Here is a 20,513-nt window from a genome sequence, read left to right on the forward strand (position 1 = left end):
TGGTCGTGAGCTGAATCATGAGTCCGGTTGATGCCTCTACCACACTGCCCGCGTCTGCCCACGAAGAACCGGACCCCCTGTGGAAACGCACACTCTACGCAAGCTGGATCGCCCAACTCCTGAGCATCAGCGCGTTCTCGCTTTGCATGCCCTTCATCCCCTTCTACATCCGCGACCTGGGGGTGACGCGGGAATCCGAGGTCCAACTGTGGGCCGGGATCACCGTCACGGCTTCGGGGCTGGCCCTTACCCTTTTCTCCCCCATCTGGGGCAATCTGTCCGACCGCTTCGGCCGCAAGATCATGGTGGCGCGCGCCATGTTCGGCGGCTCTGTGGTGCTGATGATCATGGGGTTCGTCCATGATGTCTATCAGCTTACCGCGATGCGCGCGCTCCAGGGCTGCCTGACCGGGACGATGGTGGCCTCGACAACTCTCGTCTCCAGCGTTGTTCCCAGGAGCCGCATCGGTTGGAGCCTGGGGCTCATGTACACCGCAGTTCTCACCGGCAACAGCATCGGCCCGTGGATCGGCGGGGTAGTGGCTGACCATTTCGGCTATCGAGTGCCCTTCTATCTGGCCTCCGGGCTCCTTCTCATGGGCGGGCTTGCCGTGGTCTGCTTCGTGCGTGAGCGGTTCGACCCCGCCGAAGCATCCCACAATAATCGCCGGGGGCTGCGGAAAGCCTTCGGCAAGAAGGGGCTCGCAGCGCTCCTGTCGGTCTTCTTCTTCTTGAGCTTCTCGGGCTCATTCGTGGTGCCAATCTTCCCGCTGTTCGTGGAACACATCGCCGTGGGTTACAAGCCCGCCAGCATCACCGGTCTGCTTCTAGGCTTGACGGGAATTGCCGCGGGGATCGGTTCCGTCATCGTGGGACACTTCGGCGACAGGTATGGGCATCGCAGGGTGCTGGTATGCACGACCCTCTCCACCGGACTCCTCGTGGCCCCGCAGGCGCTGGTGCAACGCCTGCCGGAGCTTTTCGCCCTGCGCATCGCCGGCGGGGTCGCATCCGGGGGCACGTCCCCGGCCATGAACTCCATCATCGGCATGACGGCACCGCCTGAGATCTACGGCCGGGCTTACGGGGTGGCGCAGTCGGCCTCATCGCTGGGGTTCGCACTGGGGCCGCTGGTGGGTGCTTCGCTCAGCGCACATCTCGGTCTGCGCGTGCCATTCGCCGTCATGGGCGGCCTGCTGGCTTTTTCCTCTCTGCTGGTCTACCTCTTCGTGAAGCCCCGCGACGTAGAGCCTGTCAACGGGTCTGAGCCGGCAAAGTAGCAGGCCAACCGAAGAGGGCTTCATCCCGGCTCCCGCGAATTGTCCGCCGCCCGCACCATTTCTTTCAGAGGATACCCTCCCGTGGACATCCATTCGCTGATCCGCACGCCCGAGCAGGTCGACGAACTCTTTCCCTGGCTGCGCCGAGACCTCATCCGGGGCATTCCCCACTTCATCAGCCCCGCATGGACCACCGACCGGTCCCGGTTCGACCCCGAATACTGGGCTGACTGCTGGCAGAGGATCGGGTTCCGGTCGGTAACGCTGCTCACTGGGCACCATGACGGCTACCTGCTGTACCCGTCGAAACTCGTAGCCCAGCAGCCGGACCGGGACTACTTCGGCGAACAGGTCGAGGCCTGCCGGAAGCGGGACATCCGTGTCATGGCGTACTACTCGCTGACCCTGGACAGCCTCATCGGCAGCGAGCACCCCGACTGGCGCGTGCGCGACATGGCCGGCAGAATCTTTCAGCCCAATTACGAACACTTCTCGCATTACCACTGGCTCTGTCTGAACAGCCCCTACCGGCAGTTCGCGGTGCGACAGCTTGAAGAGGTCGTCACAGGTTATGACGTGGACGGGGTCTGGATCGACATCCTCTACCTGCCGGGACATACGACACAACTCGATCAGGACACCTGCTTTTGCGACCACTGCCACCGCCAGTACAGCGCGTGGTACAGTGGCCAGCACCTGCTGGATGCCGCGGGGACCCGCCGCCACGATGAGTTCCGGGCTCGCACCTATCGGGCGTTTCTGGCTGAACTGAAGACAATGCTCATGGCACAGGATCGGCCGCTTGCACTGACTTTCAACGGCGCAGGACGCCGCCGCATGCCAATGTACCGGATGTGCGACGAGCTTGCCGATTTCCTGTCGGGAGAAGCCCACAATCCAGTCTCTCTCAGCGTCACTTCGCGCAGCCACCGCAATGACGGCCGTCCCTTCGAACTGTTGAGCTGCTCCGAGGTGTGCTGGTCCCACAATCAACTCAAGCCCGACACGCTGATCACAGTGGAGAGCCTGGGGACGCTCATCGCCGGCGGGACCTACACCATGGGAATCACCCACGCGCCGGACGGACGGCTCTCAGAGGCCAATATCGAGCGCCTGGTTCGCTGGGGGAAATGGGTGCGCGACCGGTCTGAGCTGTTCGCCGATGCCCGGCCGGTCTACGAAATGGGCGTGCTCGCCAACGAGGGCGGCCCCGCCGACTGCGACCAGTGGGCTGCCATTTTGCGCAGAGCCCACCTGCAGTACAACGTATTCATGGACCTGGATCAGGCGAAAGCATGGCCGCTGTCCGATGGTGCTCGGACAGAAGGCCTCTCGTGCTACAAGCTCATCCTCGTGCCCGCGAACCGCCAGCTTAGCGCAGAAGAGATCCGTCGCCTGCGCGAGTACGTGGAGGCGGGTGGACGGGTGCTTTTCGAGTGTCCGGCGCAGGAGCTGGCGTCTGGAAGAACCGAACTGGAGGCGCTCATCGGCGCCCGTCGCCTGCGGGATGACCGGGCCTATGCCTTCTACCTGGCCCCGCTCACCGAAGGCCTTGCGGCGGACCTGCCTCCCGGCGATCCGGTCCTGGTGTACGCGAAGAGCGCTTGCATCCTGGAGCCTGCAACCGCGAAGACCGTGGCGGAACTCGTGCCCCAGTTCGTGGATAAGGTGCGCACCAGCGACATCCAGACGGTGCCCAACTTCTGGGCCCGTGAAGACCAAAGCGGGCGTGCGCCCGGGATCATCCAGAATCGGGTTGGCGACGGCATCGTGATGGCCTGCGCCATTCCTGTCACCGCACCGAACAAGGACGCCAGCCGCTCTCCGTGGCCCGAAATGCTTGCCCAGAACTGGGTGCGGGACCTTCTGGGGGAACAGTGGGTGTCGGTGGGCGGCTGGAACCGCGTGGAAGCATCACTGTGCCGCCAGCCGGGCCGGTTCGTGCTGCATTTCGTCAACCACGGCTTCGGGCCAGGTGAATACATTCACGGGCGCGGTGAATCGGAAATACTCCGGGCGCTGCCGATCAGGCTCTCGCCGGAGTTGCGGTCGCGCATTGCATCGGCTCACCTCGCACCAACCGGAGAAACCATCGAGCTTGGCCAGGAAGGCTTCACGCTGCCCGAATTAGGCGTCCACCAGGCGGTAATCATGGAGGAGGCGTAGGCGGCCGACGAATTGTCTCCCCGGGCCGTACCTATTTCTTGCCGATTCCTTGCGCCTACTTTCCATCGGCGGAGAACCGCGCACAGCACTCCACGTGTTACAGTAACATGAAGTTACATTGCACGACCGGCCGGGGAGTCTGGGGCCCTGGGCACCTGCCGCGTGACATTCCCTTCGAGCGTGGCGGGCCCCGCTTCCGGCCGTTGTTTTGCCTTGAGCCACCTACTCGTTCGATAGGAGATTGCAAAAGCGAGGCGACATGACCGAAAACAACCTGGTGGAGACGCAGGAACCATACTGCCCACCCCGCAAGCCGTGGCGTGCTCTGGCCTACGGGACGGCGGCTCTGCTCGGGCTGCTGCTTGTGTTGCGTCTCAGCGGGGCGTTGGTGGGCATAGAGAATGCCATCGCGCAGCGCCTGCCCCAGCGTCCGGCTGATGCGCTTCTGGGCATTGTGGATGTCTTCAGCTGCTGCATTCTGAGTTGGAAGGCCCTCACCACGATGCTTCCCGCCTTCATCCTGGGCGGGGCAATCGCCGCATTCGTGCCTGCCACTGTGATCCTGCGGTATCTTGGGTCGAGCGCACACAAGGGGAAGGCCTACACTGCCGCGGCAGTGTCCGGGGTGGTCCTGTCCCTGTGCTCGTGCAATATTGTTCCGCTGTTCGTGAGCATCTACCGGCGCGGCGCGGGGATTGGCCCAGCGTTCACCTTTCTCTTCGCTGGTCCGGCGATCAACGTTGTGGCGATCATTTTCACCTTCCAGGTCATCGGCTGGCGTCTGGGGGTCTGGCGAGCCGTAGGAGTTCCACTCATCGCTCTCCTTGTGGGCCTGTTGATGGCGCTCATATTCCGACGGGAAGAGCGAGAGCGCGCAGACGGCGCGCCCGCGCTGGAGGATGATGGAGACTCCCACGCGCGCGTCTGGTGGCTCCTATCTATGCTCCTCGCCTTGGTGGTCCTGGGCAGTTGGGAGATGCCCTGGACACCCCGGCTCATCGGCATGGGAATCCTGGTGGCCGGAATCGTCACCGTGGCCTTGAGGAAGTTCGAGCGATACGAACTTGCGTACTGGATGCGGGAATCGTGGGGCCTGATCAAGCTCGTGATCCCGGTGCTCATCCCCGCCGTCCTCGCGATCGGGGCCATCGCGGCGTTCATCGACGTGAAGCTGGTTTACCGAATGGTGGGGCCGGCGCCTGAAGGCGCGAGCTTCCTGGAGTTCCTGAAGCCCATCCTGGTGGCCGACATCTTCGGCAGCCTCATGTACTTCCCGATCCTGTCCGAAGTGGCGTTCACGAAGGCGTTCCTGAAGCTCGGAATGGATGTGGGCCCTGCTCTGGCGGTCCTTCTCACGGGGGCCGGGCTCAGTCTGCCGGGGACGTTCATCATCGCCCGCGCCGTGGGCTGGAAGAAGACAGTCACGTACCAGCTTGTGACCATCACCTTGTCCACCACCCTTGCGGCGATCTTCGCAAGCGAGGTCGGTCAGTACATCTGCGCCTGCATGATGGAGTAGCAGAAAACTCAAGGAGGCCTGAGACGCGGATGCGCAACCTACTGTTCGCCGCCACGTTGCTGGCAATCGGAGTGCTGTGTTTCACGGGTTGCGGCCAGAAGCCCGCCGTGACCGAAACACCCCAGATGAACGCTCCCCCTCCCTCTGCGCAAGGTGCCGCCGCCGATGACGTATCCGGTGAACTCACCGTGTTCGTGCCTTGCGGCATGATCATCCCGGTCCGCGGCGTCATAGACCGGTTCGAGGAACTCCACCCGCAACTCAAGATAAACGGTGTCTATGACAACGCGGGGATCCTCGTGGAACGAATGGCGAACAAAGGCGAGCAGGCCGACGTGTTCATCTCACCCGGCCGAGTGGAGCTTGGGCTCGTCGAAAAGGCCGGGCTTGTGGATGCCTCCCAGGCGAAGACCATCGGCAGCTTCGAGCTGGTCATCATCCAGAACAAGAACGGGAAGATCAAGGTCGCATCGCCGGAGGACCTGCGCAAGTGCAACCGGATTTCCTCGCCCGACCCGGCGAAGAACTCCGTGGGCGCGTCCGGCAAGGAGGCGCTCACGAAGTTGGGCCTGTGGGATGAACTCCAGCCCAAGTTCGTGTTCACCAAGCAGGCCATCCAGTCCCATACCATGGTCGCATCCGGCAAGGTTGACGCGGGCATCGCCTATCGCAACTGCCCTCTGGAGACCAACCCCGAGAAGCTGAGCACCAGCAAGGTTCAGGTTGCCTGCACGTTCCCGGCGGACACCTATGCCCTGCAGCCGTGCCTGGTTGCGACGATGAAGAACGTCAAGAACCCCGCTGCGGCCAAGGCCTTCATCGAGTTCATGACATCAGACGAGGGGCTCAAGATCATGGACGAGAAGGGTATGACCGGTTGCCTGGAGCTGGGGGAATGTGCATCGGGTCTCGATCCCGACGCGAAGGTCCGTGTGCAGGCCTTCTACCCGGACAACGAGGGGCATGCCCACATCAAGAAGATGATCGAGGCGCTGCCCGAGAAGTTCGGCGCCGACGTGTCCAGCGAGTTCGTCGATTTCACCTCGGATGAAGGTTTCGACAAGTGGCAGGCCGCGGGGCTCAGTTGCGGCGCTATTCTCATCAACGACCAGCAGACATGGACCTACGAGAAGGACGGCAAGCCCGTCGAGGTCACCTTCAAGATGGCCATGGGTGGCGAGTGGACCGAGGACGATCTGAACGCTGTCATCCGCAAACTCCTGGCCGAGTAGAAACGCAATCTCAGGGTTCCCGGAGGACCAAACTGATATGCGCGCGCTGCCTTTTGCCCTGCTCGCAGTAATCGTGGTGGCAGCAGTTGCATTGAGCGGTTGCACCAAGCCGGCCACCGAAGCCCGCAACACCCCGCCTGTGGGCCCGGGTAATGCACCAGCCCCGGAGGCCGAAATCAGCGGTGAAATGCTGGTCTACGTGCCGTGCGGGGTAGCTGGCCCCTACGGCGCGATAAAGAAGCTCTTCGAAGAGCGGTACCCCAACGTCACGGTCAAGCAAGAAGTGGCCAACATTGATGTACAGACGGGGAAAATCGTCGACGGCAAGGGAGTCCCGGATGTTTTCATAGCGCTGGGCGACAGGGAGATCATGCGCGTTGCTGATGCGGACCGCATTGACGGCGAGCCGATCACTTTCGCCTACAACTCCATCGCGATGATGGTCGCGAACAAGAACCCCTGCGGCATCGAATCGCTCGACGACCTGAAGAAGCCCGAGGTCAAGACGATCGCGGTCCCGAGCAACCAGAACAGCTCCGGCTTCTATGCGGAGCAGGCTTTCAAGAAGGCAGGTGTCTGGGACGCGATCCAGGACAAGCTGTGGCGCACCGACGAGCCGTCCCAGGTGAAAGTGCAGCTTGCCTCGGGCAAGGCGGACGTTGGCATCGTGTATTACCCCTGCACCCTTGAGACGCGCGAGGTCGGCGGGCAGCCCCAGGAGATGAAGGGCAAGGTCCAGTTGCTGGGCGAGATACCCACAGATCTCTCCGGGCCCATTCCCGCCCAAGCCGCGATCATCAAGGGCTGCAAGAACCCCAAAGCCGGCAAGGCATTCCTGGACCTGATGATGGAAGACGAGGTCCAGGACATCTGGGAGAAGTGGAAGTTCGACCGCGCGAAGCAGCCCGCAGGCGGCGAGCGCGTGACGCTCTACATCTACTGCGGTGCCGGAATCCGACCCTTCATGGACAAGGCCATCGACGCCTTCTGCGCCCGGAACGAAGGGGTTCGAATCGATGTCGGCTATGCCGGGTCCGGCTGTCTTCTGAGCCAACTTACCTTCGCCAAGCGTGGAGACCTGTACATGCCCGGGGAGGATTTCTACCTGAACCAGGCGAAAGACCGCGGCCTTATCGAGGGCGAACCGAAGCTGGTCGGGTACTTCGAACCGGTCATGCTCGTGCAGAAGGGCAATCCGAAGGGCATCAAGACCCTTCAGGACCTCACGAAACCCGGGATCAAACTCGGAGTCGGCGAACCGGATGCGGCCGCGATTGGGAAGGCTACGGAAGATCTCTTGCGGAAAGCGGGCCTGCTGGAGCAAGCCCGGAAGAACATCGTCCTGCGCGCGGGCAATGTGCCTGAACTTGGCAATTCGGTGAAACTCAAGTCCCTGGATGTCTCGATCGTCTGGAATGTGACTGCCGCGCAGGTCGCTGACGACTGCGACGCCATCGAGTTGCCCCAGGGCAGCTATGAGCCCTCGAAGGTGCCGATCGGCGTCCTGACTTTCTCTGAGCACAAGGACATCGCGACCAGATTCGTGGACTTCCTGGTGGGGCCTGAGGGCCAGAGAATGGTCGCAGAAGCAGGAATGACACCCGCCGAATGAGCGACCTGAAACGCAACGCGCAAGCGGCACTGTTCCGATACCTGGTAGTGTCGGGACTTGTGCTTCTTGTCGGCGTGATCACCCTTACCCTGCTGTCGATGGTGACGTACATAGATGCGCCGACCTTCGTGTCGACGCTCATCTCGGAAGAAGTCCTGTTCGCCACAAAGCTGACTGCGATAACCACCACGATAACCACTGCAATCGCCGTGGCTATCGGGATTCCTGCGAGCTATGCTCTGAGCAGGTACAGGGTGCCTTTCCACGCCCTCGTGGACACTATCATCGACCTGCCCATCGTTCTGCCACCACTGGTTGCCGGAATCGCCCTGCTCGTGTTCTTCCAGACGGCGATCGGCCAGTGGATCGAGACCCACATCATGCCCTTCGTATTCACCACTCAGGGCATTGTGCTGGCGCAGTTCGTCCCGGCGGCGAGTTTCGCTGTCCGGGCCCTCAAGTCCGCCTTCGATGGGGTAGATCCGCGCATGGAGCAGGTGGCGCGAACCCTTGGCTGCACGGAACGGCAGGCATTCTTCCGGGTGGTGTTACCCCTTGCTCGCAATGGCCTGGTGGCGGGCACCATCATGACTTGGGCCCGCGCCGCAGGGGAGTTCGGCCCCATTCTCATGTTCTGCGGCGCCACCCGCTTCAAGACCGAGGTCCTCTCCATCGCCGTGTTCCTGAATATGTCCATCGGCAAGGTCGAGATGGCTCTGAGCGTCACGCTGATCCTGGTGATTCTGGCCACGGTAGCGCTGCTCACATTCCGCAAGCTCGGGGGCAGGGGGTACCTGTGGTGAGGCAGCTTCGGTGGGTGCTGGCCGCCTGTCTTCCCGCGCTTCTGGTCTGCGGCTGCGCGAAGCGCGCGGAGATCATCACTGTGCAGGGAGGCCCATCGCTGGGTGCGCTCTTTGCCGACCTCGCGGCCGCCTACCAGGCCGATCGTCCAAATGCACGCATCGTCCTGAAGTTTTCCTGCCCGCCCTGTATTCTCTACTCCAGCAAGGGCGACACAGCCGACTTCGACCTCTTCGCGAGCCTGGGCCAGTTTGAGGTCGACCGGCTCTCGCAGGAGGGCGTGGCGCAGTTCGAAGAGCCCGTGGCATTCGGCGCCACAACCATCTCCATCGTGGCCACGGACACAGCTGTCGAGCGCTATGCGAGCATGGCCGCGCTGCACCGTGAAGGCACCGGGAAGATCGGCGTCGGCGATCCTGAGAAAGCATCTGTCGGACATTACACGAGACAAGCGCTGGGCAAGGCCGGCCTCTGGGACGAATTGCAGGACCGACTCGTCTATGCCCAAAGCGGGTGCGAGCTGCTCAAGTGGCTCGGACTGGGGCGGGACATCGAGGCGGCCGTGGTGTTCAGCGTCTGCCGCGAGGACGAGGGCGACGCGGTGCGTCTTGCCCAGGAGCTCCCTGTGGACATCGCGCCTCCGGTGCCTATTCTGCTGGCCATTTCGAGGAGCGCGGAAAACCCCGACGGTGCCCGCAGTCTTATCCAGTTCATCCGTAGTCCCGGAGCCGCGGAGATCCTGGCGCGGCACCATGTCGTCCCGGTGAACCAGCCATGATCGAAGTGCGCGGCGCCGTCAAGGACCTGGGCCAGTTCTCTCTTCGCGGCCTCGACCTGCGGATCGAGCAAGGCGAGTATTTCGTGGTGCTCGGGCCGACGGGCGCGGGGAAGACCGTGCTGTTGGAGTGTATCGCGGGCCTGTGGCGACTGGACCACGGCGAAATCTGGCTCGAGGGCCGCAATGTGACGGACCTGGACCCCGAGTTGCGGAACGTGGGCTACGTGCCTCAGGACTACGTCCTCTTCCCGCACATGAGCCTGCAGGAGAACATTGAGTTTTCGTTGGCGATCAAACGGGTTCCCGCCGCGGAACGCGCTCGCCGAGCGGAAGAGCTCGCCGAGATGCTGGGTATCCGCCACCTGCTTCACCGCAAGCCCAGGACCCTGTCAGGCGGCGAGGCTCAGCGGGGAGCGATCGCGAGAGCCCTGGCGCCCGAACCCACGCTGCTGCTTCTGGATGAGCCCCTGAGTGCGCTGGATGAGAATACCCGCGCAGAACTCACCGTGGAGCTGGACCGCATCGCTCACCGATTAGGGACCACGGTCATCCACGTCTGTCACAACTTCGAGGAGGCATTGGAGCTGGGCGACAAGATTGCGATCATGCGCGAAGGCAGGATCGTGCAGGTCGGCACGCCCGCAGAGGTGTTCCGCAGGCCCGTGAGCCAGTTCGTCGCCCGCTTCGTGGGCTCGCGCAACCTCTACTCCGTGGAGCATACCGACCCTGTGGCAGGGAGGGTGGGGCTGGTCGGCGGGCAGTGGCTTTCGGTGCTTCAAATCCCCGAGTTTGAGAACCTGCTGGCCACCGTGCGCCCCGAGGACATCAGCCTGCGGCCGGGCAATCTGATTCCCGACCAACCGGAAGGACAGCTGAATCTGGTCAATGGAACCCTGGCACGGGTGGATGACCGGGGCAAGCTGGTCAGGCTGAGCGTCGAGGGACGACTGCCCATGACCGTCACCATGACTCGCCAGGCATTCGGGGAGTGCGGCGTCGTGGAAGGCGGCCCGGTGACCGCGTGCTTCGACGCCTCCGCGGTTCACCTGCTGGCCGCGGACTGATGGATCACAGGCCCGGGCAGAGCTACAACCTCACCGGGACCCCCCTGGATGCCAGATATTCCTTCACCTCGGCGATCGTGAAAGTGCCGAAATGGAACACCGAGGCCGCGAGGACCGCGCTGGCGTGCCCCTCTGTCACAGCCTCGTGGAAGTGGCTCAGTTTCCCGGCCCCGCCACTGGCGATCACAGGCAGGCCGGTTGCGTCGGCGATGGCGCGGGTAAGCGGGATGTCGTAGCCGTCGCAGGTCCCGTCAGTCGCTTTGGATGTGGGCAGAATCTGCCCCACGCCGATGTCAGCCATCCTCTTCGCGAACTCCACGGCATCGTGCCCCGTACCGGTGCGGCCGCCGTCAATGTACACTTCTCGCCCCGAGGGCAGCGCATCATTGGCATCCGCATCGATGGCGACCAATACCCGCGCTGAGCCGAACTCCTTGACAGCCTCTCGAACCATCTCCGGCTCTCGGAAAGCCGCGCTGGAGATTGACACGCAAGAGGCCCCGGCCGAGAGGGCCTGTTCAATATCCTCACAGCTCTTGATCCCGCCGCCCACGGTTACTGGGACATTCACCACCGCGGTCACTTTGCGCAAGACGTCGAACATCGTCCGCCGCTTCTCCACGGTGGCAGTGATGTCGAGGAAGGCGATCTCATCGGCCCCGCCGTCCGAGTACGCTTTCGCCGCTTCCACCGGATCGGCTGCGTCCACCAGGTCCACGAAGTGCACTCCCTTGACCACACGGCCGTCTTTCATATCCAGACACGGTATGACGCGGACGTTGTCCATTCCCGGCCCTCCCTGGCTTGGTGTTGCGCGAAGTCGCCAACCACCTGGTCAGCGTACGTCAAAGGCGAACAACCGGCAGCGCTCTGCTCCCCAGGTTGCCTCGGGGATCAGGCGAACCGCGCGGCAGACCACAGGTAGATGCACCCGCACCAGGCGCTGATAGTTGCACTGATATGAGGCGACCTCATGCCGGAGGCCATCGGCATCTTCGACCTCTATTCGAAAGGCTTTGGTCATCGATTCCGGAGCGCCTGGGCAGAGCGAACACGCGGCGGGGATGCTGTGGGCTGAGGGGTCCAGCGGGAACATCGCCGGCATATTCTTACCCTTGCGGTTGAGGTCGCTGTCGAACACGATTCGCACCGCCGTCACTTGCGTCGGTTCCGCGAACTGATACTCCACCCACCCGCCCGGCGCGCACGACCAGGCGTTCTCGGTCTCCCCCACCGGACGGTCAATTCCATTGCGCAGGGGCGACGGATCGCCTTCGGAGGCGCAGAGTATCGCGTTCAGCGACTGCTCGGGAACCTTCCGGACGTTCCATGGCAGGTAACAGTCATCCTCAAGAAGGGCCTGTTTGAGTTCGTTCATCCGCTCTTCGTACACGCCGCGGGGAGTCAGACCGTTTGCTACCGCGATGGCCGCCGCGGTGCCAACAGCCTGCCCCATGGTGGCGCAGGTGGCCATCACCCGGGTCGAGCTCATCGCAGCATGGGTGGCGCTGATGTTCCGCCCGGCGAACAGCAGGTTCTCGATGTTGCGCGAGTACAAGCAACGGTAAGGGATACCATAGGGTGCGGGAGCCGGGTGGAATATGGTGGGCTGTCCCGGCCAGTTCATCCCACCCGGATGGTGGTCGTCCATGGACCAGCCGCCGTACGCGACAAGGTCTTCGAAGCGTCCCTCGGCTCGGACGTCATTCTGGGTCAGGATATGGTCGCCAATATACCTGCGGCTCTCGCGCTTGCCCGGCACGTACCCGACCCACTCCAGCGCCCAGTTGGTCGCGTCCTGCTCACAATGGTTCTTGATGTGATCCCAGACGCCGTAAGATACCTTGAGCAATTGGTCGCGCAGGCGTTCGGTATCGTGGATCGAGTCCTGCTCTCCGCCAAGCTCAATCCACCAGAAGTTGGTGTTGTTCACCTGGTGGCCCCGATGGGGCAGATCGGCGCAGGAGCCATACCGGTTTGCCCAGGGCAGCGGCACGAACTCCTGGGGAGATGCCATCTCGCGCCCCTGAATAAGGCAGCTCATGCCCATGGTACGCTGGTCGGCAATCTCCGGCTCGATGTCCTCATTGAACTCGGCCCGGGCCTCCCGCCCGATCCGGAACTCCGCTCCCGAGAGCGGGGCGAGAATGCTGTCGCCGGAGCAGTCCGCGAAAAGGGCGGCCCGCACCGTGTGCCAGGTTTCCGCGGTTCCCTGCCAGCCGGTAATCGATACTATACGCTGCCCGTCTGTCTCCGCCTGGTTGCATGAGCAATTGAGCAGCAGCGTGATGTTGGGCTCGGCCAAGACTTTCCCGTAGAGCACCGCGTCCCAGATGGCATAGGTCGTGGAGCGGTTGTAGCGGATGTTGTCCAGCTCGATTTCCTCGATAATCCCCGTCTCCCGCAGGTTGGCCCCGTGGGCGCTTGCACCGCAGATCCACATGCGCACCTCGGATGACGCATTCCCGCCGAGCACCGGGCGGTCGTGCATCAGCACGACCTTGGCCCCGTGACGCGCCGCGGCAATGGCTGCGCACATTCCTGCAAGCCCGCCACCGACCACGCACAAGTCTGCCTCGTGTGTATCGTGTCGCATCGCAGTCCGGTCTCCTGATACAGTGATTGTGAAACAATTCGCCGCAGCGCCCGCCCGCACCTTTCGGCAGGCAGGGCAGGTCTCCCCGCCGGCGGGGGCGAAATCATCCCCACGTCTCGCAGCCGTCGTTGCGGAGGACACTGGTATGAGAGCGTTGGCATGGATCCTCGGGGGTCTGATCATGGCAGCCCTGCCGGCCGTGTCGCAGGTTACTCAGATCACGGATGGCCCCGGGGATGACACCGAGGCCGCATGGTCTCCCGACGGAGCGAAAGTGGCGTTTCAGTCCAACCGCGCCGGAAGCATGGACATATACATCCTTGACCTGGCAAACGGACAGGTGACCCCGTTGGTGCAGGGCCCCGGCGAGTCCCAGTTCCCGGCCTGGTCGCCGGATGGTTCGCAACTTGCCTTCGTGCACGTGCAACTCACAAAGACCGCCGTGCAGGGCATTGAACTGGGCCACTGCGTCCACGTTGTCCCTGCAAGTGGCGGGGAGCCAAGGCGGCTCACTGGCGGAGTACACAGGGACCACACCCCCACCTGGTCGCGGGACGGTCAGTCCATCGTTTTCTCGACCACGCGAGGCATGAAGGATTTCGCCGTCTGCCTTCAGCGTGTTCCGGTTACCGGTGGCGAACCAGAGACTCTGGATGCCCAGGACGCCATGGACAACGCCATGATGCAGCCCGATATATCGCCCGACGGCAAGCACATCGCCTACGGGTTCGTCAACGGATACAGGAGCAATTGGTGCATCCGGCTCGCGAAGGCGGACAGGCCGACCCGGCGATTCCAGCTGACCAGTCAGGAGATGAGCATGTATGGGCCGCGCTGGTCACCCGACGGCTCGGTCATCGCCTGCACCGGGTACCGCCCTGGCGATCCGGGTTGGGGCATCTATCTCATCCAGGTGGCGACGGGGGCCCTCGCGCGCCTGGACACCGGCGCGGGCAACTCTCGCAGCGCCACCTGGTCACCCGACGGCACCGAGATCATCTTCGAGAACAATCGCACTGGCCAGTACAAGCTCTACCGCGCCCCCGTACCGCAGGTGGAGTTCATCCGGCCTGCGGAGCTGGAAGTGGATGAGCGCGTGGAACTTGCGCGGTTTGACTTCGCTGAGAAGCCCGGCAACCGAGTTGAGGACCTGTCCGGCCAGGGGAACCACGGCAAGCTGGTAGGCAACATCCCCTGGGAGAACGGTGCGCTCATTCTGGGGGAGGGCGGTTACCTGCAGATCGAGAACCCCATCGGCTTCGATTTCGGCCCTGGGTCCTTCAGCGTCACTGTAGATGTGGAGGCCGAGAATCTGGGGGGCGTATTGCAGATACTCGCCGTCGGAGACTATCCGGAGAGCCGCCACGGGTGGCAGGTCATGGTGGGCACCGACAACCGGTGGTATTTCAACTCTCGTGGGGTCGGCGGTGAGTGGTCTGCGGCCATGTCCAACGTGCCGGTCGAAGGTGGGCGCAGGATCAAACTCACCGGCATCCGCTACCGCGACGGACGGGTGGAGATGTTCATCGACGGTGTGCGCCAGAGCTCCGTGGGCGCACGGGCGAAATACAAGTACGGCAGGCCATCCCAGGTGCGTATCGGCACCCTGTATGACGGAAGCGCGCCCTTCCGCGGCAAGCTCTATGCCTTCGCGGCCTGCAAGGGCGTGGCAGACATCGGCGAACAGCAGGCCGCGAGCCTGAAAGAGTTCCTGGCGGATTGAGCCTGATGACGGAGGAGACCGTGGCGTCAGCGAGACAGCAGGCAGCAGGGGCAGCAACGCTTGCCATCTTCGCGCTGGCATATTTCATCGTGGCTGCACCGGCACAAGCCCCCAATATCGCCCTCGATGGCACGGCGCGAAGCTGGCACGAGAATTCAGTGGCCTCGGTACCGGTGAGTCTCGCCACGGACGGCGACCTCCTCACTTTCTGGGGCAGCAATGCGCCTACCACCGACCCGCCCAAGGACCTGGGCGTCGAGTGGGAGGAACTCGTTACCGCCGGCTGCGTGATCGCCCGTTTCTACAGCGCTGACCATGCTCCCGCAGAGGACGGCTGGGAGCTGCAGGGCCGCCGGGATGGCGACTGGTTTCGTCTTGATGCGACCGTGGAAAACACCGACGGCGCATGGTGGACCTTCCGATTTCCTCCCACGCAGCTCAGGGCGCTGCGGCTGTTGGTGACAGCTTACCGGCACAGTCGCGTCGCAGTGAGTGAGTTTGAGGTCTACGGAAACGCTCCTGAACCCGAGCCATTGCGGCGCGCTCCAGTCCTGGACGGCGCATTCTGGGCTTTCCACTACGAGAACTGGGCGAAGCATTTCCCTGCGGATGAACTGCTGGCCCGGGAAGTCGACTCCGCGCACGCTATCGGCCTGGATATCATGATCCTCTACACGCTCACGGGCGCAGATGAGACGTGGTCCACGGTAGTCCCTGACACCTGCTTGCCACAGTCGCCCTGGTGGAGCGGCCGCGACCCGCTTGAGGCGATACTCACCCGCGCGGATGCCCTGGGCATGCGGGTGTACCTGGGGGATGGTCCGCCGACAGGCTTTGGAGCGCCCGGAGATGCCCGGCGGGAGAACGCGACTGAAAGGCGTCTGAACCAGTACCGCGAGGAGATGCTGGCCAGGTACGCGGGGCATCCGTCGCTAGTTGGCTACTACATCAATTACGAGTGCTGCCCGGCGGAGTTCGGCAATGACCCGGCGATCCCGTCCAGCAACTCCCAGCGTCTCGCGCGACACATCCGAAACCTGCGGCCGGGGTTCGAAATCATCCAGCCCGTGGGCCTGTACAACTGGCGCGCGAGCCCTCAGGAGCCTTGGCATGCCGCACGGCCGGAGGAGATCGAGAGCTTCTGGCGGCCGTACATAGCGGCCTGTCCGGACGTGGACGTGTTCATGGTCATCGATGGGGTGGGCACAGGCCTGTCGCCACTGAACTACACTCATCTCAACCAGGCGCGGCTGCGGAGCATCTGCGACCAGCTGGGCAAGGGCATGTGGACCGATGTCGAAGTCGCGGTCATGGGCCGGCGTTACGAGCCCATGCCGGTGGGGCGTCTGGCGCAGTCGCTGGAGGTCGCCGCGAGGCACGCGGACACCCTGGTGGGCTTCTGCTATTTCAACTACATGAGCCCCAATAACGGACGTGAAACGTCAGCGCGGCTGTATTCTGATTACAGAACATACCGGCTGGGAGCACTCACAGCCGGCGCACGCTGAGCAGCAGATCACGAAAGCCGGGTGACGGCGCCATGTGGAAAACAGTGCTAACGGGAGCGCTCATCATGGGATTGACGGCCGGTGCCATCGCGCAGGCAATCGGGGCCGAACGCTTCGAGGTTGCCTCGTGGCTGGATCACTTCGACTTCGCTGCAATCCCGCAGGGCGAGGGATTCGTCTTCGATTCGGAGACCGTCGAAGGCTGCGGCAAGATCATTTCCCACGTTGAGGAGGTGGGCACCACCACCATCCTCTGGCGCAATTGCGCGGGTTCCACCATGCGCTACCAGAGCAAAGTGGAAAGCCACCACCAGGACGTTGTGCTGGATAAGCGCCGGGTGCCTGACACGCGCCCGGTATGGGGCTGGGTTCATTACGGAGCGGCCGAGCCAGACCTGGTGCGGAGCGCCCTGGACATCAGCCGCGAGCGAGGCATGAAGCCGGGGATCCACTGGCCCTTCGAGGAGAACCACGGTGGCATCTGGACCTTTGGCCGCTGGAACCTGGAGCATCCCCAGTTCTGGTGCAAGTCTGCGGACGGACAGATCTGGCCCGGTCGCTGCAGCATCGCCTACCCGGAGGTACTCGCCCATAAGCTGGACCTGGTGCAGGAACTGCTGGACCGCGGCATGGAGGCCCTCTTCATCGACACGTACCGCTCCGGTGGCTGGTCACCCGCATTCGAGTACACTGATCCCGTAGTGGCCGCCTGGCGCGCGCAGTACAATACCGATCCGCCTGAAAACCCTACCGATGTGCGCTGGTGCCGGCATGTAGCGGGCTACGTCACCGAATTCCTGCGCCAGATCCGGGCGAAACTGGACGCGTCGGGGAGAAAAGTCGACCTGATGGTGGGCGTCTTCGGGGTGACCGCAGAGGGAACCGCGCCACTGGTTCAGCGCGGCGCCGACTGGCACACCTGGGTCGATGAGGGCATCATCGACACGTTGGTGATCAACGGCGCGCCGTGGGATGCGAAAGATCCATTCGGGAGTACCCGGGCCATCTGCCGGGCCATCATGGACCGCGTCGACGGCAAGTGCCGCGTGCTCTGGCCGGTACGATCATACGACTACGGCGGGTACGGCATGCCATCGTACGAGAAGGCGACAGGCCTGAAGCAGCAGGAGGTCGCGGAGAAGCTCATGCGGATGGCGTGGGAGGAGGGTGCGGCCGGCATCAGTCTCGAGTGTGTGGACTACAACAACTACAACGCCGCGACGCGCAGGGTCATGCGTGAATTGGCCGAGGGCGACTGCAAGTTCGTGCGCGAGGCCCGGGTGGACGGACAATGAGCACCGTCATCACCGGGCTGCCCGATATTCCGGTATGCCCGGGGGCAAATCTCGGGCACATCTGGGCCCTGCGCGCCCTGCTGGAATTCCTGGGCGATGCGCGGTCCGATGCGTGGCTGGTTGGCATCACCGGGGACGCAGGGCGCCTGCACACGCTCGGTCCCGAGATCAGCCTGGACGGCCCCCATATCGGGACCGGCCGAGGGCTCATGCGCGGCCTGTCGTCCCTGGGACACGAGGCGCGGCACCACAAGCGCCTGGACGCGGATGAGCTGTGGGAGCCTATCGTTGCGTCTGTCGATCAGGGCATGCCGGTCCTCGCGCGAAGTACCGAGGGTCTCGATCGCTGGGGCCTGGTGGCCGGATATGAAACGGATGGCCGCATCCATTGCCGCAACACCAGCGCTTCCGAGGGCGAGTATGCCACGAGTACCACGGCGACCATGTCCGACACCGGGCTGAACGGTGGGGAGATCATCGTGATCGGCCCCCGAACGGTGGTCCCACCCCTTCGCGACCAGGCTCTGGAGGCTATCGCAGAGAAACTGCGAACGGCGTACGAATGTGAGCAGCCAGGCGAGCCGTACGCCGCCTACGTGCGCTGCCTCGAGGGCTGGGATGAGGCCCGTGAAAACGGGTGGGCGCCGGACGAAACCGCGTTTGCATACAACGTGGAGACCTGGGGCCTGCTCAAGCCGCTGGAAGCGGAGTTTTTCGCGGAGACACTGCGGGTGCTGGACGAGCCAATGCGCTTGCCAATGGTTCATGCCGCGGAGCAATTCGACATTGTGGGCCGAAACTGGGACGCTTTGCGCTGGCTCCTGGGATGGGGGCATGAGGACGCCCTGTCGGACCCGGGGAAACGGTGGGCCGGTGCGAACATGCTCCGTGACGCCGCGAGGGCCGAGGAACGCGGGCTGAACCACCTGCGCCAGGTCCTGGCGGCGAGTGGACGAGAGTGAAGCATCGGGACATCATCGGCAGGACCCGCGACTGAGCGGGCTGTCTGGTGCCGTCCGGGGATGCTGCGCGATACCGGTCAGGCGCTGAAAGGGCGGGATTGCCTGGTGAGACAGGTATCGTCAGTGCTCATCTCCGGCGCATCGGGGTTCATCGGCAGACATGTCTCCGACCACCTTATGGGGTGCGGCTTGCGGGTCGGACGGCTGGTGCGACGTGCGGTTCGCGCTCCGGACGAAATCGCCTGGGACCCGTCGGTGGGAGACCTTGCCCCGCAGGCCCTGTCCGGGTGGGACGCGGTAGTCAACCTCTCCGGGCGCGGCATCGCCACGCGCTGGACCCCTGCGGCCAAGCGGGAGATACTGGACAGCCGGATCAGACCGACCCAGACTCTCGCGCGCACCATCGCGGAGGCGGAGAAAGGCCCACAGGTCCTTATCTCGGCATCTGCCATCGGTTACTACGGCAACCGAGGCGATGAGGAATTGACGGAAGAGAGCCCTTCGGGCAACGGCTTCCTGTCTCAAGTATGCCGGCAGTGGGAAGCGGCAACTGAGCCGGCGAGCCAGTCGGGCACCCGCGTGGTGATGATCCGCATGGGGATGGTGCTCAGTCCCCACGGAGGCGCGCTCGCGAGAATGCTGCCCGCGTTCAAGTTCGGCATCGGAGGTCCCTGGGGAGCGGGCAGCCAATGGGTCAGCTGGATCGCCATGGACGACCTGACTCGCGCGATCGAGTTCGCCCTGTCCTGCGAAGGTCTGCGCGGACCCGCCAACGCGGTTGCCCCGGAGCCCGTGACTGCCTCCCAATTCGCCCGAATTCTTGCACGGGTGTTGCGGCGTCCCTGCATCGCGCGGATTCCCGGCTTCGCAATGAAGGCCGCGTTTGGTGAAATGGCCCAGGAGACTCTCCTGGCAAGCGTGAGAGCACTCCCCGCCGCACTCCGGGGGGCAGGCTTCGAGTTCGCACACCCCACGCTGGAGGGTGCTTTCTCGGATATGTTGAAATGATCGGGGGCTCATGGTCCACCACATCACTGACAGGATGGAGTGATATTCCATGAAAGCCGTACGTGCCGTGGTTGCGCTGGTGGTCTGCCTGGCCGTCTGCTTCGGGGCGGGGGCTGTCGGGTCGATTTGGTCGATGGAAAGCTCAGGCGAGTGGTACCGGGGCCTGGACAAACCGGATTTTCAGCCGCCGGATGACATCTTCATGCCGGTATGGACCGCGCTTTACCTGCTGATGGGGATATCGCTGTGGCTTGTCTGGCTCAAGGCGGGGTGGTCCTGGGACCTGTTGATGCTCTTCGCCGCCCAGCTTGCCTTCAATGCGCTCTGGTCAGGGTTCTTCTTTGACCTGAAAGACCTCCTGCTTGCCTTCATCGAGCTGTGCTGCCTCTGGGTTCTTATTCTGGCGACGCTGATCTCCTTCTGGCGCGTGCAGCCGTGGGCTGGAGTGCTCTTGCTGCCGTATCTTGCCTGGGTGACTTTCGCAGGCTACCTGAACTTCACAATATGGCAGCTGAACCCGTAGAGAGGGTGGGCCCTTCCCAGGAGCATCAATTTCGTTCGATATGCCCCGCATGAGGCCTACTTCGCGCTCAGCGTGTCCTTCGCCCGGAGCCGTTGCCTCACAGCCCGCGGGGCATGCCGCAGCTGTAGCCGGGGGCGCAAGCCCCCGGATTGCCGCCCCGTGATGGGCCTTTCCGTTCCACACGCGCACCGGGGCCGGCCGCCCACCCGGAAGCTTGTGGCCCAGTCCTGAGGCCTTACATTACACGCCACGGCCCCTATACCGCGGGCAACAGACGCCGGCCACACCCGAGGCAGGCAGCATCCCGCATAGCCGATAGTCCTCGGACGCTTCCTGCGCTTCCTTGCCAATGCGCGCGAGGGGCTGCTATACTCTCATTATGCGCTTTTCACCTGCGTATCAGGCTCATTCCCGGGCCGCCTGACGAGTCTTCCGCAAAGGAGCAA

General features: G+C 63.5%; 16 protein-coding genes. 14 read left to right on the plus strand and 2 right to left on the minus strand.

The features are described 5' to 3' along the window. Nucleotides 1-17 precede the first annotated feature (17 nt). From HPY44_14360 to HPY44_14395, 8 genes are all read left to right on the plus strand, one after another. Nucleotides 18-1,280, plus strand: a complete 1,263-nt coding sequence (locus HPY44_14360; protein NSW57193.1) for an MFS transporter — start codon at nucleotides 18-20, stop codon at nucleotides 1,278-1,280. A gap of 81 nt (nucleotides 1,281-1,361) precedes the next feature. Continuing rightward, nucleotides 1,362-3,446, plus strand: a complete 2,085-nt coding sequence (locus HPY44_14365) for an alpha-L-fucosidase (protein ID NSW57194.1) — start codon at nucleotides 1,362-1,364, stop codon at nucleotides 3,444-3,446. A 259-nt stretch (nucleotides 3,447-3,705) separates the two neighbouring features. Further along, nucleotides 3,706-4,965, plus strand: coding sequence for a permease (locus HPY44_14370; protein ID NSW57195.1), 1,260 nt, complete (start codon nucleotides 3,706-3,708; stop codon nucleotides 4,963-4,965). Nucleotides 4,966-4,994: 29 nt separating this feature from the next. Continuing rightward, on the plus strand, nucleotides 4,995-6,197 hold the full coding sequence (gene modA / locus HPY44_14375) for a molybdate ABC transporter substrate-binding protein (GenBank protein ID NSW57196.1): 1,203 nt from the start codon (nucleotides 4,995-4,997) through the stop codon (nucleotides 6,195-6,197). A gap of 37 nt (nucleotides 6,198-6,234) precedes the next feature. Next, nucleotides 6,235-7,809, plus strand: a complete 1,575-nt coding sequence (gene modA, locus HPY44_14380) for a molybdate ABC transporter substrate-binding protein (protein ID NSW57197.1) — start codon at nucleotides 6,235-6,237, stop codon at nucleotides 7,807-7,809. Next, complete coding sequence (locus HPY44_14385) at nucleotides 7,806-8,612, plus strand: ABC transporter permease subunit (protein ID NSW57198.1); 807 nt, start codon at nucleotides 7,806-7,808, stop codon at nucleotides 8,610-8,612. Before modA (HPY44_14380) ends, HPY44_14385 begins: the two co-directional genes overlap by 4 nt. After that, a complete protein-coding gene (modA, locus tag HPY44_14390; protein NSW57199.1) occupies nucleotides 8,609-9,388 on the plus strand; it encodes a molybdate ABC transporter substrate-binding protein in 780 nt (259 codons plus the stop codon). Before HPY44_14385 ends, modA (HPY44_14390) begins: the two co-directional genes overlap by 4 nt. Continuing rightward, entirely contained in the window at nucleotides 9,385-10,452 is a 1,068-nt protein-coding gene (locus tag HPY44_14395; GenBank protein NSW57200.1) for an ATP-binding cassette domain-containing protein, read from the plus strand. Before modA (HPY44_14390) ends, HPY44_14395 begins: the two co-directional genes overlap by 4 nt. A gap of 22 nt (nucleotides 10,453-10,474) precedes the next feature. Here the strand turns inward: HPY44_14395 and hisF are convergent, their stop codons facing one another. Beyond that, complete coding sequence (gene hisF / locus HPY44_14400) at nucleotides 10,475-11,239, minus strand: imidazole glycerol phosphate synthase subunit HisF (protein NSW57201.1); 765 nt, start codon at nucleotides 11,237-11,239, stop codon at nucleotides 10,475-10,477. Nucleotides 11,240-11,287: 48 nt separating this feature from the next. Continuing rightward, nucleotides 11,288-13,048 carry an FAD-dependent oxidoreductase gene (locus tag HPY44_14405; protein NSW57202.1) on the minus strand — a complete coding sequence of 587 codons (1,761 nt, stop codon included), beginning with the start codon at nucleotides 13,046-13,048 and terminating at the stop codon, nucleotides 11,288-11,290. Nucleotides 13,049-13,193: 145 nt separating this feature from the next. On the opposite strand from HPY44_14405, the gene HPY44_14410 reads away from it, so the two are divergent. The 6 genes from HPY44_14410 to HPY44_14435 are packed head-to-tail and all read left to right on the plus strand — an operon-like array spanning nucleotide 13,194 to nucleotide 20,067. After that, the gene (locus tag HPY44_14410) at nucleotides 13,194-14,771 is read left to right on the plus strand and encodes a PD40 domain-containing protein (protein NSW57203.1); all 1,578 of its coding nucleotides are present in this window, start codon (nucleotides 13,194-13,196) and stop codon (nucleotides 14,769-14,771) included. A gap of 20 nt (nucleotides 14,772-14,791) precedes the next feature. Further along, on the plus strand, nucleotides 14,792-16,279 hold the full coding sequence (locus HPY44_14415) for a DUF4434 domain-containing protein (GenBank protein ID NSW57204.1): 1,488 nt from the start codon (nucleotides 14,792-14,794) through the stop codon (nucleotides 16,277-16,279). 32 nt (nucleotides 16,280-16,311) lie between these two features. Continuing rightward, nucleotides 16,312-17,574 carry a hypothetical protein gene (locus HPY44_14420; GenBank protein ID NSW57205.1) on the plus strand — a complete coding sequence of 421 codons (1,263 nt, stop codon included), beginning with the start codon at nucleotides 16,312-16,314 and terminating at the stop codon, nucleotides 17,572-17,574. Continuing rightward, on the plus strand, nucleotides 17,571-18,536 hold the full coding sequence (locus HPY44_14425; protein ID NSW57206.1) for a hypothetical protein: 966 nt from the start codon (nucleotides 17,571-17,573) through the stop codon (nucleotides 18,534-18,536). The genes HPY44_14420 and HPY44_14425 overlap by 4 nt, the downstream gene beginning before the upstream one ends. Before the next feature lie 60 nt (nucleotides 18,537-18,596). Continuing rightward, nucleotides 18,597-19,544, plus strand: coding sequence for a TIGR01777 family protein (locus HPY44_14430; protein ID NSW57207.1), 948 nt, complete (start codon nucleotides 18,597-18,599; stop codon nucleotides 19,542-19,544). 49 nt (nucleotides 19,545-19,593) lie between these two features. Further along, nucleotides 19,594-20,067, plus strand: a complete 474-nt coding sequence (locus HPY44_14435; protein ID NSW57208.1) for a tryptophan-rich sensory protein — start codon at nucleotides 19,594-19,596, stop codon at nucleotides 20,065-20,067. Nucleotides 20,068-20,513: the final 446 nt, after the last annotated feature.

It is taken from the genome of Armatimonadota bacterium (assembly GCA_013314775.1).
Lineage (GTDB): Bacteria > Armatimonadota > Zipacnadia > Zipacnadales > JABUFB01 > JABUFB01.

Coding starts and splice junctions, on each gene's coding strand:
- modA (NSW57196.1), top strand. CDS start 4,995: ATGCGCAACCTACTGTTCGCCGCCACGTTGCTGGCAATCGGAGTGCTG.
- HPY44_14410 (NSW57203.1), top strand. CDS start 13,194: ATGAGAGCGTTGGCATGGATCCTCGGGGGTCTGATCATGGCAGCCCTG.
- HPY44_14430 (NSW57207.1), top strand. CDS start 18,597: ATGCTGCGCGATACCGGTCAGGCGCTGAAAGGGCGGGATTGCCTGGTG.
- hisF (NSW57201.1), bottom strand. CDS start 11,239: ATGGACAACGTCCGCGTCATACCGTGTCTGGATATGAAAGACGGCCGT.
- HPY44_14385 (NSW57198.1), top strand. CDS start 7,806: ATGAGCGACCTGAAACGCAACGCGCAAGCGGCACTGTTCCGATACCTG.
- HPY44_14395 (NSW57200.1), top strand. CDS start 9,385: ATGATCGAAGTGCGCGGCGCCGTCAAGGACCTGGGCCAGTTCTCTCTT.
- modA (NSW57197.1), top strand. CDS start 6,235: ATGCGCGCGCTGCCTTTTGCCCTGCTCGCAGTAATCGTGGTGGCAGCA.
- HPY44_14405 (NSW57202.1), bottom strand. CDS start 13,048: ATGCGACACGATACACACGAGGCAGACTTGTGCGTGGTCGGTGGCGGG.
- HPY44_14425 (NSW57206.1), top strand. CDS start 17,571: ATGAGCACCGTCATCACCGGGCTGCCCGATATTCCGGTATGCCCGGGG.
- HPY44_14370 (NSW57195.1), top strand. CDS start 3,706: ATGACCGAAAACAACCTGGTGGAGACGCAGGAACCATACTGCCCACCC.
- HPY44_14420 (NSW57205.1), top strand. CDS start 16,312: ATGTGGAAAACAGTGCTAACGGGAGCGCTCATCATGGGATTGACGGCC.
- HPY44_14360 (NSW57193.1), top strand. CDS start 18: ATGAGTCCGGTTGATGCCTCTACCACACTGCCCGCGTCTGCCCACGAA.
- HPY44_14435 (NSW57208.1), top strand. CDS start 19,594: ATGAAAGCCGTACGTGCCGTGGTTGCGCTGGTGGTCTGCCTGGCCGTC.